Consider the following 16,527-nt stretch of genomic DNA (forward strand, 5'->3'; position numbering starts at 1 on the left):
TTTTCAACCTTTTGTATATAAATCGCCTGCCTTTTGGGCTGATAATTTAATTCCTTTGATAAGTGATGAGCTGAATCCCTGATGTTCCATCTCATTCAACCCTGCAATGGTACAGCCTTTCGGCGATGTTACCTTGTCGATCTCATGTTCGGGATGGCTATTCTGAAGAAGTAAAAGATCTGCTGCTCCCTTCGCAGTTTGAACTGCCATCTTAAGCGCTTCGTCTGCATGAAATCCTATTTCTATCCCACCCTGTGATGCTGCTCGGATAGCTCTTAAGAAGAAGGCAACACCGCATGCACAAAGGGCTGTTGCCGAAGTCATAAGATCCTCGTTGATCTTTATTACTGCACCGACAGTTTCGAACATCTTCGTTACTTCCGAAATATTCTCGGCACTCGCATTATCAGAAGCAATGCAGGTCATAGATTGTCCGATCGCAATTGCCGTATTGGGCATTACCCGGATGACCTGAACATCCTCGCCCAGTTTCGCTTTAATATTTGCACAACTAACTCCAGAGATTACAGAAATAACTACATGCCGTTTTGAATCGATGGCCCCATTGATCTGCCCCAATAAAGTGTCAAGTTGCTGTGGTAATACTGCAAGGATGATTAGCTCTGAATTAGCAACTACTTCCGAATTCTGATTGCTGATGTTAAAACCCTGACTGGCCTCCGCGGATAAATTGTCAACGGTCCGGCGGGTAAGTGTAATATCCTTAGGCTTGCAATATTCTGCTTTAACTAAGCCCCTGGCTAATGACATTCCAATATTTCCACTACCCAGTATTGCTATTTTTTGTGCTTTAGCCATTATTCCTTTGATTTTAATCGCGTTCCAAATGTTTTTTGTTTTAGTTCAGGCAATGCATCAGCTCTTCCGATGCAGACCTCGTTGAGGCCTTTGCTTATCGCTTCAAAGGCATTATCCAGTTTCGGGATCATGCCCGAATGGATCACGCCGTCTTCTTTTAGTTCTTTATATTTAACCGGATCGATCGATTTGATAATCGACGTTTCATCATCTACATCTCTTAAAACACCATTCTTCTCAAAACAGTAAACAAGTGAGGTTTGGTAATAACCGGACATTGAAACTGCAATTACCGAAGCAATCGTATCAGCATTCGTGTTTAAAAGCTGGCCCTGCCCATCGTGAGTGATTGCAGAAAACACAGGGACAAAACCTGCATTAAGCAATTTATGAATTGCCTCAGAATCAACTGAGCTGTCATCCAGATCGCCTACGAAACCATAGTCAATCTGTCGGCCGTCTGCTATTGTTTTTAATGGCCTTTTCACTGCCTGTATAATATTGCCATCGGCTCCGGCTAGGCCAATTGCGTTGCAGTTATTACTTTGAAGACTGGCAACGATGTTTTTATTGATCAGGCCTGCATAGACCATTGCAACCACCTTCAGGCTTTCCGCATCCGTTACCCTTCTGCCCTCAATGAGCTCCGATTCTATGCCCAGGTCTTTCGCAAGCTTGGTAGCTATCTTGCCTCCTCCGTGAACCAAAATCTTATATCCTTCGAGCTGGGAGAAATCTTTTAAAAAGCTTTCAAGCTCCGCCGGATCATCAATAATGTTTCCACCAATTTTTATAACATAAAGGGAATTCATTTCTTAAGATCCTCTAACATTTCTTTCAGGACTGCCTGAGCTGCCCAGGTCCGGTTACTTGCTTCTTTGATCACCAGAGAGTTGGGTCCATCCAGAATTTCTGCTGAAAGCTCATAGTCTCTTCTTACTGGCAGGCAATGCATCACCTTCGCATTATTCGTTCCTTCAAGCTTTTTGTTTGTCATCATCCACGACTCAGCGCCGGGCAATGTTTTGCCATAGTCCTTGTAAGATGACCAGTTCTTTACATACACGAAGTCAGCTTCTTTCAAAGCCTCAGTCTGGTCTGTTACTATTTTAGCCCCCGGCGTAAATTTCTCTGCAAGTTCGAAGCCTTCAGGATGGGTAATTACGAAGTCAATCATGCCTTCAGCCTGGGCTTTACACATCCATTCTGCAAAAGAATTCGGCACTGCCTGAGGCAATGCTTTTACATGCGGAGCCCACGTTAAAACTACCTTGGGTTTTGCAATTTGCTTATGTTCTTCAATGGTGATTAGGTCGGCAAAACTCTGCAAAGGATGCAGGGTGGCACTTTCCAAACTTACCACGGGAACGCCGCTAAATTTTACGAACTTGTTGAAAAGGCTCTCGCTGTAATCTTCTTCTCGATCCTGGAGTTTGGGGAAAGAACGGAAGCCCAGGATATCACAATACTCTCCCATAACTGCCGCGGCTTCCCGAATGTGTTCAACCGTGGTCCCGTTCATCACAACGCCATCTTCTGTTTCCAAAGCCCAGCCTTCTTTGTCGAGGTTCATCACCATGACATTCATGCCCAGGTTCAATGCTGCTTTTTGAGTGCTCAATCGTGTGCGTAAGCTTGGGTTAAGGAAAACCAAACCAATAGTTTTATCCTTGCCCAAAGATTTATGAGCAAAAGGATCGGCTTTAAGAATTAATGCCTCTTCAATAAATTTTTTCAGATCAGTAACATCGTTAACTGAAGAAAATAGTTTCATAATGCGCAGCTAAAAAGAAAACAAAATTGGTCTCCTTTTCCCTGAAAGATCAGGAAACCTTTATAGTATAGCCTTAAGAAAGGCTTTTTTCAAACTTACCCTGAAGCTCCAAACTGAATGCCTCTAAAAACTGATCGGCATGAGTCTTCGTCAAATTCAATGCGGGCAGCAACCGGATAACATTAGGCTTTGCCTCTCCGGTAAAGATACGATGTTTGAAAAGTAAATTTTTCTTCACGTGGGCTAGTTCTTCCGGCAGCTCTATGCCGATCATTAAGCCCCTGCCCCTGACTTCTTTTATCTGTTGGAATTTCTTCAACTCGGTAATCAGGTAATTGCCAACTTCTTCAACATTCTGCATCAGGTTATCTTTTTCCATCACCTCCAGAACGGCAAGTGCCGCTGCACAGGCGAGATGGTTTCCTCCAAACGTAGTTCCAAGCATTCCATGCCATGGCTTGAACTTGGGAGCAATTGAGATTCCTCCTATCGGGAAACCATTACCCATGCCCTTCGCCATGGTATAAATATCCGCATCCACACCGGCATAATCATGAGAGTAAAATTTACCACTCCGGCCATACCCACATTGAACGCTGTCTGCAATAAACACCGCATCATACTGATCACAGAGTGATCTGATCTTTTGAAGGAAACTTTCTGTTGCAACTTTGATTCCGCCAACGCCTTGAATCCCTTCAATGATCACTGATGAGATCTCATTTCCATGATCCTTGAAGGCCTGTTCTAAAGTTGCTTCATCATTGTGCGGAAGGAAAATAACATTATCGGTTTCGTTAACTGGTGCAACGATTTTGGGATTATCTGTTGCAGCAACTGCTAGAGAAGTCCTTCCGTGAAACGCTCCTTTGAAAGCAATGATCTTCTTCCTGTTGTTGTAGAAAGACGCAAGCTTCAATGCATTCTCATTAGCTTCCGCACCTGAACTGCATAAGAATAATTGGTAATCGACTTTTCCTGAAAGCTTACCTAGTTTTTCGGCAAGCTGTACTTGCAATGGGATTTTAACTGAGTTCGAATAGAATCCAACTTTGCTCAGTTGATCTGTAAGTCTTTTTACGTAATGTGGATGGGTGTGCCCAATGGAAATTACCGCATGGCCTCCATACAGGTCTAAATATTGGTTCCCCTTTTCATCCCAAACATTGGATCCAAGCGCTTTAGTAATTTCTATATCGTTAAGGGGATAAACGTCAAATAATTTCATTTTGAGTTTTACGTTATACGTTCTACGTTTTAAGTCTGGATGTTTAAGTTTTTTGCCCAGTTAGTTAAGTTGTAGAACGAACTTTGTGAATTAATGAGATAAGCATTGCTTTGATCTCGTTTATATTATCATTTAGCGTCAAATGTTCTTTATTCGGCAGATAACCGAGATCTCTTGATAGCAACAAAAAATACTCTGTTTCATTTGCCGATCCTAACGCGATGTTCAAAAAATTACCCAAATCTTTTTGCGAATTCTTTCCACATCCTTCGGCTATATTAGCCGGGATCGCCGAAACACATCGTCGCAGTTGATTCGTCAAACTGTAAAGTTCATCTTTTGGAAATCTCGTAGTCATCTTGTAAACTTTCAGGGTAAGCTGGTGTGCTTTATCCCAAACTTTCAATTCTTTGTAATTTTGCATAACTCTAAGCTTAGTCTCCCTAAACCTAGATTCTATATAGATTATATTAAGTCGAACTTTATCCTACGGTAGGTACGCCTGTGTTTCCGCCCAAACGTACGACGTATAACGTAAAACGTACAACTAAAATGCAGCAGCCTTCAGTTTTAGGCCCACCGTTTCGTCAATCCCAAACATGAGGTTCATATTCTGTACAGCGTGGCCGCTAGCTCCCTTGAGCAAGTTGTCGATCATTGAAATGATAAACAATTTCGAACCATGTTTTTCAAGATGAACTAGAGCCTTATTGGTGTTTACAACCTGCTTAAGGTCGATGTTTTTCTTACTTACATGCGTGAAGGGATGACCAGCATAAAAATCTTCGTAAATCTTAGTCACTTCCTCCAAAGTAAGGTCACTTTCTAAATAGATTGCTGCTAGAATTCCCCTGGTAAAATCACCTCTTTGCGGAATGAAATTTATCGTTTGATTAAAGCTATGTTGAAGCGCCGTTAAGGTCTCTCCAATTTCATTCAAATGCTGATGTTCAAAAGCCTTGTATATTGAAAGGTTATTGTTTCTCCAGGTAAAGTGTGACGTCACCGCGAGGCTTTGGCCGGCACCGGTCGAGCCTGTAGTCGCGTTGATATGCACCTCAGAATTTAGTAAACCTTTCGCTGCCAGCGGTAGCAAGCCAATTTCAATGGTTGTTGCAAAACAACCAGGGTTTGCGATATTACTGGCAGTTTTAATCTTTTCCCTGTTTAATTCAGGCAGCCCGTAAATAAACTTTCTGCTGGCGTATTGTGCATTTTTATTTAACCTGAAATCCTGCGAAAGATCGATGATCTTTATTCCCGGATTTATAGGGTTGGCATCAAGAAATTTCTTCGCATCGCCATGACCTACACAAAGGAAAAGCACATCAATTTCCGGCGAAAGGGTATCGGTAAATTCCAGGTCGGTATCGCCAAAAAGGTCAGTATGGATATCGAAGATAGGATTCCCAGCATTGCTGTTGCTATGCACCGACAGAATCTCCACCTCAGGATGATTTACCAAAATCCTGAGCAGTTCTCCGCCTGTGTATCCAGCACCGCCCGCTATTCCAACTTTTATCTTAGCGCTCGCCATTTACTTTTTCTCATTAACTCTGTGATAGATCATCGTCTGGTTACCGAAGATCTTCGAAAACCCTTTTACATCCTCTCCCGACCATGAGTTATTCATCTCACCATAGCTGCCAAACTTATTCGACATTAGATCGTGTTCTGATTCAATTCCAACAACCTGAAAACGGTAAGGAAGAAGCTTAACAAATACTTTCCCGGAAACAGTTTCCTGAGTGTCTGCAAGGAAAGCTTCCATGTTCCGCATAACCGGATCATGGAATTGCCCTTCATGCAGCCAGTTGCCGTAGAAGGTTGACAACTGGTCCTTCCAGCTCAATTGCCATTTTGTAAGCGTATGCTTTTCCAGTGTATGATGCGCTTTGATGATGATGATTGGAGCGGCGGCCTCAAATCCCACACGGCCTTTAATACCTATGATCGTATCACCAACATGAATATCTCTTCCAATTCCATAAGGCTGTGCAATTTCCTGTAATTTCTGAATGGCTTTCACCGGACTTAGTTTCTCACCGTCAATACCAACCAGTTCACCTTTTTCAAAAGTGAGCTCGATATCTCGTTCCTTAGTTTCAGAAACCTGGGTGGGCCAGGCTTCTTCAGGAAGTGTTTGATTAGAAGTTAACGTTTCCTTGCCGCCTACGGATGTTCCCCATATGCCTTTGTTGATGGAATACCTTGCTTTTTCAGCGGTATACTCAACACCGTGCTTATTCAGGTATTCAATCTCCGCTTCACGGCTTAATTTCAAATCTCTGATCGGAGTGATGATCTCAACCCCCGGAATCATGATATTGAAGATCATGTCAAAGCGAACCTGATCATTTCCAGCACCTGTACTTCCGTGTGCAACGTAATCAGCACCAATTTTCTTTACATAATTTGCAATAGCTGTAGCCTGGCTTACCCGTTCAGCACTTACCGACAAAGGGTAAGTTGAATTTTTGAGGACGTTACCGAAGATCAGGTACTTGATGCAGCTTTCGTAGTAATTCTCTGTTTCATCGACTACCGAATGAGAAGTAACGCCAAGTGCGTAGGCGCGTTTTTCTATTTCCTTCAATTCCTGATCAGAGAAACCTCCTGTATTCACGATCACGGAATGTACTTCCAGGTCACGGTCCTTTGTCAGATAAATACAACAAAAGGAAGTATCCAAACCTCCGCTGAAAGCTAAAACTACCTTCTTCTTCATTATTTAATTATGTAAAAGTTTAACAATTGTGATACTCATCGCTGCAATCATTTTCAAGGAATTGCGTAATGTCTCTTCTATTCTCTCCAGAAGTGTTTGCTTGCGCGAGACCTTGCTCAGGCGCTCCTCGTCAAGCTTCTTTTTAAGCTCTTCTGCCTCCTTCATTTTTTGCTCAATCTCTTTTGCTTTTTCTTCAGGATCCCAAAGCATAGCTGTGCACATGCAATTCTTACGCTCCTTCATCATCAGGATATCGTAGTTAACACAACTTTGGCATCCTTTCCAAAAGTCCTCATCCTGCGTAAGCATTGAGTAGGTTACAGGTTCATAGCCAAGGTCGGAATTGATCTTCATTACAGGCAGGCCGGTAGTAAGCCCGAAGATTTTCGCATCTGGATATTTTTGCCGTGAAAGGTCAAAGACAGCCTTTTTAATCATTTTGGCGAGGCCCTTATTTCTGAACTGTGGATTCACAATCAGCCCGGAATTCGCCACAAAGGTACCGTGGCTCCAGGTTTCAATATAACAAAACCCAGCCCAGGTGCCGTCTTCATGCAAAGCAATAACAGCCTTCCCCTCGAGCATTTTCTGGATTATATATTCCGGAGTTCTTCTTGCAATACCCGTACCCCGCGCCTTGGCAGATTCTGCCATCTCATCGCATATTTGCTCTGCGTAATTAGTATGTTGTTCTGTTGCCGGGATGACAACAAATTCGTTTTCTTTCATGTATTTTGAAGAAAAAAATCCGGCTTTGAGGCGGAAAAAAGACTACGTTTTTAGTCTTTCGTTTTGTGAATAAAATCAATGATTTTGAAAACCGGAAGAATTTACCGGTTAATATGAGGTTGATGCCAAGATCAAGTCCGCGGCATAAAGGGTCGTCGGAACCGCAATACTAACTTTTCAGTGCTGAAATTACTACGTACACAACCTGCCTGGTAAGCCGGGTGACTCACAGATCCTGTGTGTGTTTGGTAGTTTAAACTATTCATTTTTAATAGTATGGGTGTTTCTAATTATTAATACAAATAACAGAGAAAATCCTGAATAATGCAAGAAACGCGGGTTAATATTACAATTTGGTAACAAGGAATAAGTTGTAAGTATTAAGTTGTAGGTTATAAGTCTCTGCACACTCATAAGAGATTTCTTTTCCGGGCAAGGACTTATAACCGACACTTATAACTCAATTACTGTTTCGCAAAAGTAAAGTTGATATAGGCCGTCTGACCGTTCCCTAACATTACAGGGGTTTTAAATATGGCCGTCTGACCTGATACATCCCCAAATTCAAGCGAGTATCCTGTTTCTACATCTTTGGGTTTCTGACCATCCATTAACTTTTTGAACTGGAAAGTTGGCATTGCGGTAGTTCTGTTAACCGACCAGTAAATTGGCTGAACAGCTCCGTTTGTTAAGCTGATAGATCCTGAGCCTCCGCCGTTAAGATCCCAGGTACTACCCTGGAAATCCTGAGCGTTTGCCATATCAAATACTTTTCCTGCGGATGTCCCAGCCGGGAAACCGTCCATATTTACACTTGTTACCATCCATTTGCCGGAAACATCGCCACGGGAAACACTAGGTGTTGTTGTTGTAGTTCTTGGTGAGCATGCCGCAAAGACCGCTACGAAACCTAAAATAAAGGTGCTTTTGATTATTGCTTTCATAGTTTTAAAATTTGAATTATTGGTTGTTTGGTATAGTAAAGCAGAAACGGTGCCAAACGAGTTGACAGTTGTCAGTGGAGAGTTTACAGTGGCACTGTACGAGCGTGAAAGGTAGATGTGCGCTGTAAAAACTTATTGAACTCCTTGTTTTTTTGTATGTTTAATTTATCTGACTTTGAAAATAAAAGATACATCCGAATACTGCTCAAAACGCAAAATGCGTAAATGGTGAAGAGGATGGATCTCAAGTACGCTTGCAAGTGATTAATACGGGAATAAAAAACAAACCTTACCACCTTTTGCTGTACAGCGCAATACTACTCCTAGTCATTTCATTTCTTGTGGGCGAGTCACCAGGGGAACTTCATTTGTACGATACCTATTTTATAACGCAGATGGGCCCTTTCATGCAGTTTGCGGCACTTGTACTCCTATTCATTTGGGTCATCTACCTGTTGACAGCGCGCCTTTTACATTCTAAAGATTTAATATGGGCTCATGTGCTACTAACAATAGCGGCTTCTGTGATTTTTCTTGCGGTTATTTGTAGTGGCTTTACCGGGATTGTTACTCCCGATGGGAACGTTATGGAATCCAGTGGTTTTGTTATTGGGGCAACAAGTCCGATGTTGATAATAGCACTGGGTCAGGTGATTTATTTCATTAATCTGTTTCAGGGACTGATAAAGAAGAAATCTTAGAATACTGCTCAATTACTCTTTCAATATTATCTCACGCAATATGCCAGCCATTCGTCACAATATCTTTATTGCCAGCTCTGCTCAAACAATTTTTGAGGCACTCACAAAGGAGGACGGCCTTTCAGCCTGGTGGACGCCTGAAACCCGTGCAAAAGCTGAACAAGGATTTGTATGCAGGTTTTCATTCGGCCCAAGATATTTCAAGGAAATGCAAATTGCGGGTTTAGACCCAAATAGAACCGTTGAATGGCTTTGTGTATGGGGCGCGAATGAATGGATGGGTACAACGATAACCTTTAACCTACATGAGGGCACCGTTAAAGAATTGTTAAAGCACCATCCGGAGACTGAGGGACAGATCCAGCAAAGACACCAACATAAGAGCGGGACAATCCTTCGCTTCGTTCATGATAATTGGAACGAAGAATCCCCGATGTTAGCTGAGTGTAATTATACCTGGGCCCTGTTCCTGAGAAGCCTAAAGCTGTTTTGCGAAACTGGCAAAGGTACGCCGTGGCCTGGGCAGCATTAACTCGACTCAATTTTTATTATCTTCAACTTTCTTCTACATATCATGAAAAACAAAAGCTTTTTAATGCTGGCACTTGTGGTTCTTGCTGCATGCTCTACCAATAAACATACCCCAATTACTTTGGGTAAAAATCCAATTTTCGAAGGCTGGTACGCAGACCCGGAAGGGACCGTCTTTGGAAAAGAATATTGGATTTTTCCAACCTTTTCAGCAAAGTATGAACAGCAGGTTTTCCTGGATGCTTTTTCATCAAAAGATCTGAAAATGTGGAAAAAGCATGAACACGTATTAGACACATCTATAATCAAATGGGCAAAGCAGGCGATGTGGGCTCCCGCAGTTGTTGAAAAAGATAAAAAATACTATCTCTTTTTTTCTGCCAATGATGTGCAGCGACCGGGGGGACCGATGTGGAATACTGGCAATGGCCTTAACCGTTCTGGCGGTATCGGGATCGCGGTTGCAGATAAACCGGGTGGTCCCTACAAAGACTATTTAGGAAAACCTCTTATTGATGGCTTTCATAACAATGCACAGCCTATTGATCAGGGTGTTTTCAAAGACACCGATGGCACCTGGTACATGTTTTACGGTGGCTGGAGCCACTGCAATATGGTAAAGCTAAATTCAACTTTTACAGGATTCGTACCGTGGGAAGACGGCAGTATTTATAAAGAGATCACACCGAAAGGCTATGTTGAAGGTCCATTCATGTTTCTTCGCAAAGGAAAATATTACCTCATGTGGTCTGAAGGTGGATGGGGTAACGATTCGTACAAAGTAGCTTATGCAATGGCTAATAAAGCCACCGGGCCTTTTAACCGGATCGGCACCATTTTGCAGTCGGATAAAAGTGTTGCAACTGGTGCAGGCCATAATTCTGTGATTAACACTCCAGGAACTGATAACTGGTTTATGGTCTATCACAGAAGACCAATCCCCAATTTAGGAAGAGATCACCGGGTGACCTGTATCGATAAAATGGAGTTCGAGGAAGATGGGAAGATCCGGGAAGTGAAGATGACCAATTAATTCAGATCAGCTTAAAGCTATCCTCAGCACCTGAATCAAATGACATCCATATATTCGCCACATCATAATAAAAAACAAGCTAGTTTCAGATAATGAAAATTTGTACAAATTGCGGTAACCCAATAGCCGAAAAGTACTGCCCCAACTGCGGACAATCCGCCCAAATAAAACGCATCGATGGCCATTACATTATCCACGAGATTGAACACGTTCTCCACCTCGAGAAAGGCATATTGTTTACTTTCAGAGAGCTGATGATCCGACCCGGCAAGAACGTCCGGGAATTTATTTCAGGCAGCCGAAGCAGGCTGGTAAAGCCCATTATTTTTATCATCGTTACATCATTGCTTTACAGCCTTGCCAATCACTTCTTCCATGTAGAAGATGGTTATATGAATATTGGTGAAGACAAGAGAGGAACCACAACCGCGATTTTTGAATGGATTCAAAAACACTACGGCTATGGGAACATAATGATGGGAGTTTTTATTGCTTTGTGGCTGAAGTTCTTCTTTAAAAAATACGACTACAACTTTTTTGAAATCCTGATCCTGTTATGTTTTGTAATGGGTATGGGCATGCTGGTGTTAGCACTCTTTGCTACAATTGAAGGCGTGACTAAGTTACCTGTGATGCAGATTGCAAGTGTAATTATTATGTTCTATGTTCCCTGGGCAATCGGCCAGTTCTTTGATAAATCAAAAGCCGCAAGTTATTTCAAAGCCTTTGCAGCTTATGTACTTGGAATGCTGTCATTTGCTGGATTAATCATCCTTACAGGAACGTTGATCGACAAGGTGATTTAATTCTTAAAGCTCACACTAACTTCGAATTTATGGTCGGCGTAACATTAAAATCTCTTCTTGCTGCCTGGGTAACTATTGTATTCGGAACGAGTGCTTTGATCTTCATCTTCGCTCCCGTTGACCTAAAATTATTTAACTCAAATCCGCTGATAAATTTCCTGCAATCTGTTTGGGAACTTGGCGATGCAATTGGTCCGATAGTTAAAATAGCCTTGATTTTAATCTTTGGAATACTAACTGGTATCTTTAAAAATACCTTAAATATCTCAGCTCTTCAGGTTTATTCGAAAAGTGCAGTTATCGGTGTCATCTCAGTCCTGCTCGTTCTTTTATTTCTACCTGTCGAATATTCGCGCGGGTTTGGTATTGGGTTAACTGACCATCGTTTGCATCCCAATTTTCTGCCCTTGTATTTGCTGGGTGCAATTCTTGGAGGTATTGCATATGCTTATACCTTCCTCAGACTTTCCAGAAAAGGAACCGTATCGAATTAGAAATGTCAGGAAGTCTTTGTTCTAGCTAGTCGACGGTAAAGAATGCCGCAACAAACTGTTTACGCAGAATTCCTTTCGGCATTAATAATCCCAAACGAACACCTCATTACCAGTTTCTCAAATATTTTCATATCTGCAGAATCAGCTTTGCCTTTTTCCCGGATCATCGTTAAAGCATACTGCTGGATTGTGATCAGCGGCAACTCAATACGCTGACGCATTTGAATGGAAAGCTGGTCAGTTTCCCGTTCTGCCATCAACTCAGACTTCCCAGTTAACAACAACGTATATTTCTTGGTCCGTTCAAATTCATCGTGGAACATGTTCCAGAGAACTCCATATTTTGGATGGTTCGAAAGGTAAGCGGTAAGCGGAAAGAAGCACTTGCTCATGGCCATTTCACAATTTCCGATCAGCGTACGGAAATACAATGAATTCTGATATAGTTCCTGGATTTGCTGCCATTTTCCTTCCTTCTCAAGTTTCTCAAATGCAATTCCCACTCCATAATAACCGGGGATATTTTGCTTCAGCTGGCTCCATGCTCCCACATAAGGCACTGCACGAAGATCATTCAAATTCAATTTCCCTGCTTTCCGTTTTGACGGACGGCTGCCAATATTTGCTTCGGCGTAGTAACGTAAGGGGCTTGCAAAATTGAGGTACTCGAGGAAATCAGGATCATCTTTAAGGACCATAAAGGCCTCGTAACTTTCGTCAGATAATTTCTGTAGTAACTCCTCTTCGGAACTGCTCATTGTGGTAGTCCTGGATGAGAACAATCCATTGCTGATCCCCGAATGCATCAGCTGCTCCATATTATACCGTGCCGATTCCCTCGTCCCGAAATTAGAACTGATAGTTTGACCCTGAATGGTCAGTTGAATTTCTTTGTTCGCAATATTCTGACCCATGGAAGCGTAGAACTGGTGAGTCTTGCCGCCACCACGAGCAGGTGGTCCGCCCCTGCCATCAAAAAATACAACCTCAACATCGTACTCTCGGGATATGCGGGTCAATTCTTCTTTAGCCTTATAGATACTCCAGTTAGCCATCAGGTAACCGCCATCTTTGGTGCCATCCGAAAAGCCAAGCATGATAGTTTGGGTTCTATTTCTGCGCTTCAGATGTTGCTGGTAGGCTTCATTTTGATAAAGCAGAGTCATTGCCTTGGCTGCATTCCGGAGATCTCCAATTGTTTCAAATAAAGGAACAAAGTCAATACTCAAGTGCTCCTTTTTCCAGCCAGACATCAGGAACAAACCATATACTTCCATAACATCAACGGCACTAGTTGTGTGGCTGATGATGTAGCGATGGCAGCCTTCCACACCGTTAAACGTCTGGACAGTTTTGATTGCCTCGAGTGTTTCAAAAGCGTCTTTTGCGATATCGGTATCAACTACAAGAGAGTTAATATTCTGCAGGGCCTTGATCTTAGCCTCGGGTGCAAGACTTTTATAATTCTTTGGAAGCACAGAAGTTTTCTCTACGATCAGATCGATCAATTCGGTATGACTTGAACTATCCTGTCGCACATCCAGTGATGCGAAGAACAAACCAAACAAATTCACCTTATTGAGTAAATTATTTACTTTGCTCAGGAACAAACTATTGTGTTTTGCAATCAGTATATCCCTGATCTCAATAAGTGTATTAACGATTTCGTCCTTTGACAGATCGGCTTTGTAACCAGGAATAAACAGGTTATTGTAAAGTCGTTCTTCAAGGGTAGCAAGCAATGTATCCACGCCCTGAAAAGTAAGGCGACCTTTAAGCAGACGAACTTCCCTATAATAACATTTGATTATACTTCCGCGTAATGCCTCCGCAACCTTTAAAGTGGTGTCAGCCTTCACGTAAGGATTACCATCACGATCTCCCCCTGGCCAGAATCCCATTCTTATCAACTGATTTTGCCCTTTCACCGCATCCGGGAAGGTGCTGTGTAGAAAAGACAGAATATTTCCTGCAGAATGATAAAACACATTTTCCAGGAACCATATCAGGTTGACCGCTTCATCATACGGCGTTGGCTTCTTCTTATTAAAGAATGGCGTTTTTCCCAGTTGTTGTAAATACGTATTGACAAGGACTGTGTCGTCCTTTTGCAGCGCCTTCCCCAGATCGTGAATAATACCAAGTACAGCACTCGGATAGAACTGATTAGGATGTGCGGTTAAAACCATCCGAACAGAAAAGTCCTTCAGTTTCTCAGCCAGCTGCTGCTCGGCATTATTCTGGATCACTTCGGTCTGGAGTTGCTTCAGGGTACCCGACCCATTCATATCATGCGTCGCACCAAAGGCAGCATCTTCTAAAGCGTCGAATAATACCACCTGTCTTTCTGAATACTGGATAAATCTGAAGAGTAGGTCGATCTGATCTTTTTCTTCACGATAGCTGGTATACTGTCTGAAGAAAGATTCGATTATATCTGCAGGACTCTGTTCATTCTTAAATCCATCTTCGCAATGCAACAGGAACAGAGAAAGTAAAATACCGGTTTTTTCAACCCTATGGAAAGGAAGAGACGTAAACAAACTATTATACATCTCAAACTTGGTTCCGACAAGGTTCTTAAATTCTGCGAGGTTACTGCTCATATCTATTTACTCTATTGACAAAAAGGATTATGTAAAAATGGGAAAAATCTGTGAGAGATGGGGAATGGAGGTAGGAGCAATGAAAATGGTAGGAGGAAATAAGAGTAAAGAACAAAGAGCAAGGAACAAAGACGCTGGGTAGAAATTTGGTTAAGGACGAAAGGTTACGGTTTAATGCAATATTTATATACATTAGTAATGTTGGAAATAACTTGCCGCCACCATCACATCTATGAAAATGATAAAATCTATAGGCGTCATATGTTTATTTTTAATCATCCTGAGCGAGCTCTCTATGGCTCAGTTGAAAATTGACCGCAATCGTAAATTGTCATTCGGGGAAGTTTCTCTTGTCGAACTATTGAAAGCCAGTGATATCGACTATGCTCTGGTCACTTGGTTGAACTCAAACTGGATAACTGCGCGCCAAGATTTTTCTTGTATAATTCAACAGAAAGGGAAATGGTATCTGGCTAAGCTCGGCACGAACGACCGCCAGTATGTTGCCGGATTAGACATTGTTTATGTCGTTCAAAAACAACTTACCGATGATGAGGGTACGAGCTGGTTAAAGTCAACAGACCCGGATAGGGCATTTTCTGTCACTCAAGAAGATTTAAACAAATTGCCAGAAACCTGTTCCTACACGACCAAGGAGGGAGTGCAATTCCGTGTGGGTGGAATATCAGATGCCCCAACCACCCGCCTCCTGCAATATAAAAAGGGAACAGTTCAGTCTTTAAAATTCTATGGCGTTGATTTTTATCTCCGTAAATGTTATCCTCATGCCAGCGAATTCGGAATACTGAAAGGTTTGTCACTCAGCAGTTACCAGCTTTCTAAAATGGTAAGTGCTGTAGAATTAAGGTAATTGGAATGGTTGCCTCACTTTCAACTTTCCCCTTTCAACTTTCCACTGATCAACGGTGTGGAGAGGTTCCCAGTCTTCATTTAAAAAAATAATTTCTGGTCCAAATCCTACTGACATACTGTTGTCACTAACCCCTCATACTTTTGATATATAAACCAAAAATCAAATATATGAGCACCTTAGAAACAGCAGAAAAAATCAGCACAATCATCACACCGGGAGAACTTGCAGCACACTGGAACGGCCATCGCGGCCTTACCCGCAAACTTATAGAGGTATTTCCTGAAAAGGAGTTTTTCGAATATTCAATAGGCGGTATGAGACCTGCCGCTCAACTCATCCAGGAAATGATGGACGTGAGTACGGGTGGAGTTCGTGAAATGGCAGGCGGCGAAGCTGGTGCCATAGCCGGGCATGCCGTGAAAGCGACAACTATTGTCGAGGCTTTGGAAAATTGGGATAAAGATACCGCAGAGCTTTTCGAGAACCTTGCAAAAATCCCAGTTGACAAGTTTCATGATAGGATCTTGTCTTTTGGACAATACGAAGGCACGATATGGGGGAACATTTTCTACTTCATGGATAATGAGATCCATCATAGAGCACAGGCTTATGTTTACTTACGTTCACTTGGAGTGGAGCCGCCGGCTTTTTGGGACAGATATTAATTAGTGGACAGTGGACAGTTGGAGACGTACACATTGCACAAGATTGTTAAGAAAATAACCTAACTAAAAGTGGCTGCGTCTGACAGTTGTCCATCGTCCACTGTCAATTGTCCATTCATGTTGTAACATTCTAGAATGACGAATCGTATAGTCTAAATAACTCTTTATGAAACAAGTACTGGTCTTCAAGACATCCGTTAACAGCTTCCAGGAAATGCAAGCTTTAAAGCCCATACTGAATAAGTTAGTGAATAAAACAGGGCGATGGAATTTCGACCTGGAGGACTGCGACAGAGTTTTGCGAGTTGAATCGGAGTTTGTGGGAGCAGATTCAATTATTGAGAAACTTGCATGTGCTGGGGTAATGTGTTCGGAATTAGAATAATCAACGATGAATTCTTGACCAAGCTTGACCGCTTCATCACTTTAAAGGAAGAGTGAAACACATGTTACGGCATTTTTTCAACACTGTCATGACCCTGAAGGGGTCAAATGTTTATAGCAATTAGGTTAATCCTATTTTTCCGACCCCGAAGGTGGTCGCATGTGACAAAAAACATATACGACCAACTTCGGGTCGGCTATTTTATTCGAA

18 protein-coding genes are annotated in these 16,527 nt (G+C 42.2%); 8 read left to right on the forward strand and 10 right to left on the reverse strand.

From position 1 onward, the window contains the following. Positions 1 to 3: 3 nt before the first annotated feature. The 9 genes from proC to B5X60_RS11235 all read right to left on the reverse strand — a co-directional run bounded on the left by proC (position 4) and on the right by B5X60_RS11235 (position 8,222). Positions 4 to 819 carry a pyrroline-5-carboxylate reductase gene (gene proC / locus B5X60_RS11195; protein ID WP_079702774.1) on the reverse strand — a complete coding sequence of 272 codons (816 nt, stop codon included), beginning with the start codon at positions 817 to 819 and terminating at the stop codon, positions 4 to 6. Further along, positions 819 to 1,631, reverse strand: a complete 813-nt coding sequence (gene argB / locus B5X60_RS11200) for an acetylglutamate kinase (protein WP_079702775.1) — start codon at positions 1,629 to 1,631, stop codon at positions 819 to 821. The genes proC and argB overlap by 1 nt, the downstream gene beginning before the upstream one ends. Further along, complete coding sequence (locus B5X60_RS11205) at positions 1,628 to 2,593, reverse strand: Rossmann-fold NAD(P)-binding domain-containing protein (protein ID WP_079702776.1); 966 nt, start codon at positions 2,591 to 2,593, stop codon at positions 1,628 to 1,630. Before B5X60_RS11205 ends, argB begins: the two co-directional genes overlap by 4 nt. Before the next feature lie 73 nt (positions 2,594 to 2,666). After that, a complete protein-coding gene (locus B5X60_RS11210) occupies positions 2,667 to 3,821 on the reverse strand; it encodes an aspartate aminotransferase family protein (RefSeq protein WP_079702777.1) in 1,155 nt (384 codons plus the stop codon). Between the two features lie 64 nt (positions 3,822 to 3,885). After that, complete coding sequence (locus B5X60_RS11215) at positions 3,886 to 4,245, reverse strand: four helix bundle protein (protein WP_079702778.1); 360 nt, start codon at positions 4,243 to 4,245, stop codon at positions 3,886 to 3,888. A gap of 123 nt (positions 4,246 to 4,368) precedes the next feature. Further along, positions 4,369 to 5,358, reverse strand: a complete 990-nt coding sequence (argC, locus tag B5X60_RS11220; RefSeq protein ID WP_079702779.1) for an N-acetyl-gamma-glutamyl-phosphate reductase — start codon at positions 5,356 to 5,358, stop codon at positions 4,369 to 4,371. Next, a complete protein-coding gene (gene argG, locus B5X60_RS11225) occupies positions 5,359 to 6,549 on the reverse strand; it encodes an argininosuccinate synthase (protein ID WP_079702780.1) in 1,191 nt (396 codons plus the stop codon). A 3-nt stretch (positions 6,550 to 6,552) separates the two neighbouring features. Next, a complete protein-coding gene (locus B5X60_RS11230) occupies positions 6,553 to 7,278 on the reverse strand; it encodes a GNAT family N-acetyltransferase (RefSeq protein ID WP_079702781.1) in 726 nt (241 codons plus the stop codon). A gap of 464 nt (positions 7,279 to 7,742) precedes the next feature. Further along, positions 7,743 to 8,222, reverse strand: a complete 480-nt coding sequence (locus tag B5X60_RS11235; protein WP_079702782.1) for a hypothetical protein — start codon at positions 8,220 to 8,222, stop codon at positions 7,743 to 7,745. 500 nt (positions 8,223 to 8,722) lie between these two features. Here B5X60_RS11235 and B5X60_RS18380 point away from each other — a divergent pair, with 500 nt between their 5' ends. The 5 genes from B5X60_RS18380 (at position 8,723) to B5X60_RS11260 (ending at position 11,787) form a co-directional block, all read left to right on the forward strand. Next, positions 8,723 to 8,923 (forward strand): hypothetical protein, encoded by a 201-nt coding sequence (locus B5X60_RS18380; protein ID WP_139377456.1) that lies wholly within the window; start codon positions 8,723 to 8,725, stop codon positions 8,921 to 8,923. A 40-nt stretch (positions 8,924 to 8,963) separates the two neighbouring features. Beyond that, positions 8,964 to 9,455: an SRPBCC family protein gene (locus tag B5X60_RS11245; protein ID WP_079702784.1), complete on the forward strand. Its 492-nt coding sequence runs from the start codon at positions 8,964 to 8,966 to the stop codon at positions 9,453 to 9,455. A gap of 42 nt (positions 9,456 to 9,497) precedes the next feature. Continuing rightward, positions 9,498 to 10,487 (forward strand): glycoside hydrolase family 43 protein, encoded by a 990-nt coding sequence (locus B5X60_RS11250; protein ID WP_079702785.1) that lies wholly within the window; start codon positions 9,498 to 9,500, stop codon positions 10,485 to 10,487. Positions 10,488 to 10,579: 92 nt separating this feature from the next. Further along, positions 10,580 to 11,293 carry a DUF3667 domain-containing protein gene (locus B5X60_RS11255; protein WP_079702786.1) on the forward strand — a complete coding sequence of 238 codons (714 nt, stop codon included), beginning with the start codon at positions 10,580 to 10,582 and terminating at the stop codon, positions 11,291 to 11,293. A 29-nt stretch (positions 11,294 to 11,322) separates the two neighbouring features. Continuing rightward, positions 11,323 to 11,787, forward strand: coding sequence for a hypothetical protein (locus B5X60_RS11260; RefSeq protein WP_079702787.1), 465 nt, complete (start codon positions 11,323 to 11,325; stop codon positions 11,785 to 11,787). A 59-nt stretch (positions 11,788 to 11,846) separates the two neighbouring features. Here B5X60_RS11260 and B5X60_RS11265 read toward each other — a convergent pair whose 3' ends face one another. After that, positions 11,847 to 14,393 carry a phosphoenolpyruvate carboxylase gene (locus B5X60_RS11265; RefSeq protein WP_170878438.1) on the reverse strand — a complete coding sequence of 849 codons (2,547 nt, stop codon included), beginning with the start codon at positions 14,391 to 14,393 and terminating at the stop codon, positions 11,847 to 11,849. 238 nt (positions 14,394 to 14,631) lie between these two features. Here B5X60_RS11265 and B5X60_RS11270 point away from each other — a divergent pair, with 238 nt between their 5' ends. The 3 genes from B5X60_RS11270 (at position 14,632) to B5X60_RS11280 (ending at position 16,317) form a co-directional block, all read left to right on the forward strand. Beyond that, complete coding sequence (locus B5X60_RS11270; protein ID WP_139377457.1) at positions 14,632 to 15,264, forward strand: hypothetical protein; 633 nt, start codon at positions 14,632 to 14,634, stop codon at positions 15,262 to 15,264. A 170-nt stretch (positions 15,265 to 15,434) separates the two neighbouring features. Next, positions 15,435 to 15,932 (forward strand): DinB family protein, encoded by a 498-nt coding sequence (locus tag B5X60_RS11275; RefSeq protein WP_079702790.1) that lies wholly within the window; start codon positions 15,435 to 15,437, stop codon positions 15,930 to 15,932. Between the two features lie 166 nt (positions 15,933 to 16,098). Next, on the forward strand, positions 16,099 to 16,317 hold the full coding sequence (locus B5X60_RS11280; protein WP_079702791.1) for a hypothetical protein: 219 nt from the start codon (positions 16,099 to 16,101) through the stop codon (positions 16,315 to 16,317). Positions 16,318 to 16,527: the final 210 nt, after the last annotated feature.

Source organism: Daejeonella lutea (assembly GCF_900168015.1).
In the GTDB taxonomy this organism is placed as follows: domain Bacteria; phylum Bacteroidota; class Bacteroidia; order Sphingobacteriales; family Sphingobacteriaceae; genus Daejeonella; species Daejeonella lutea.

Bases quoted from the DNA above. Each gene is read 5' to 3' on its own strand.
- proC (WP_079702774.1), bottom strand. From the start codon at position 819: ATGGCTAAAGCACAAAAAATAGCAATACTGGGTAGTGGAAATATTGGA.
- argB (WP_079702775.1), bottom strand. From the start codon at position 1,631: ATGAATTCCCTTTATGTTATAAAAATTGGTGGAAACATTATTGATGAT.
- B5X60_RS11205 (WP_079702776.1), bottom strand. From the start codon at position 2,593: ATGAAACTATTTTCTTCAGTTAACGATGTTACTGATCTGAAAAAATTT.
- B5X60_RS11210 (WP_079702777.1), bottom strand. From the start codon at position 3,821: ATGAAATTATTTGACGTTTATCCCCTTAACGATATAGAAATTACTAAA.
- B5X60_RS11215 (WP_079702778.1), bottom strand. From the start codon at position 4,245: ATGCAAAATTACAAAGAATTGAAAGTTTGGGATAAAGCACACCAGCTT.
- argC (WP_079702779.1), bottom strand. From the start codon at position 5,358: ATGGCGAGCGCTAAGATAAAAGTTGGAATAGCGGGCGGTGCTGGATAC.
- argG (WP_079702780.1), bottom strand. From the start codon at position 6,549: ATGAAGAAGAAGGTAGTTTTAGCTTTCAGCGGAGGTTTGGATACTTCC.
- B5X60_RS11230 (WP_079702781.1), bottom strand. From the start codon at position 7,278: ATGAAAGAAAACGAATTTGTTGTCATCCCGGCAACAGAACAACATACT.
- B5X60_RS11235 (WP_079702782.1), bottom strand. From the start codon at position 8,222: ATGAAAGCAATAATCAAAAGCACCTTTATTTTAGGTTTCGTAGCGGTC.
- B5X60_RS11245 (WP_079702784.1), top strand. From the start codon at position 8,964: ATGCCAGCCATTCGTCACAATATCTTTATTGCCAGCTCTGCTCAAACA.
- B5X60_RS11250 (WP_079702785.1), top strand. From the start codon at position 9,498: ATGAAAAACAAAAGCTTTTTAATGCTGGCACTTGTGGTTCTTGCTGCA.
- B5X60_RS11255 (WP_079702786.1), top strand. From the start codon at position 10,580: ATGAAAATTTGTACAAATTGCGGTAACCCAATAGCCGAAAAGTACTGC.
- B5X60_RS11260 (WP_079702787.1), top strand. From the start codon at position 11,323: ATGGTCGGCGTAACATTAAAATCTCTTCTTGCTGCCTGGGTAACTATT.
- B5X60_RS11265 (WP_170878438.1), bottom strand. From the start codon at position 14,393: ATGAGCAGTAACCTCGCAGAATTTAAGAACCTTGTCGGAACCAAGTTT.
- B5X60_RS11270 (WP_139377457.1), top strand. From the start codon at position 14,632: ATGATAAAATCTATAGGCGTCATATGTTTATTTTTAATCATCCTGAGC.
- B5X60_RS11275 (WP_079702790.1), top strand. From the start codon at position 15,435: ATGAGCACCTTAGAAACAGCAGAAAAAATCAGCACAATCATCACACCG.
- B5X60_RS11280 (WP_079702791.1), top strand. From the start codon at position 16,099: ATGAAACAAGTACTGGTCTTCAAGACATCCGTTAACAGCTTCCAGGAA.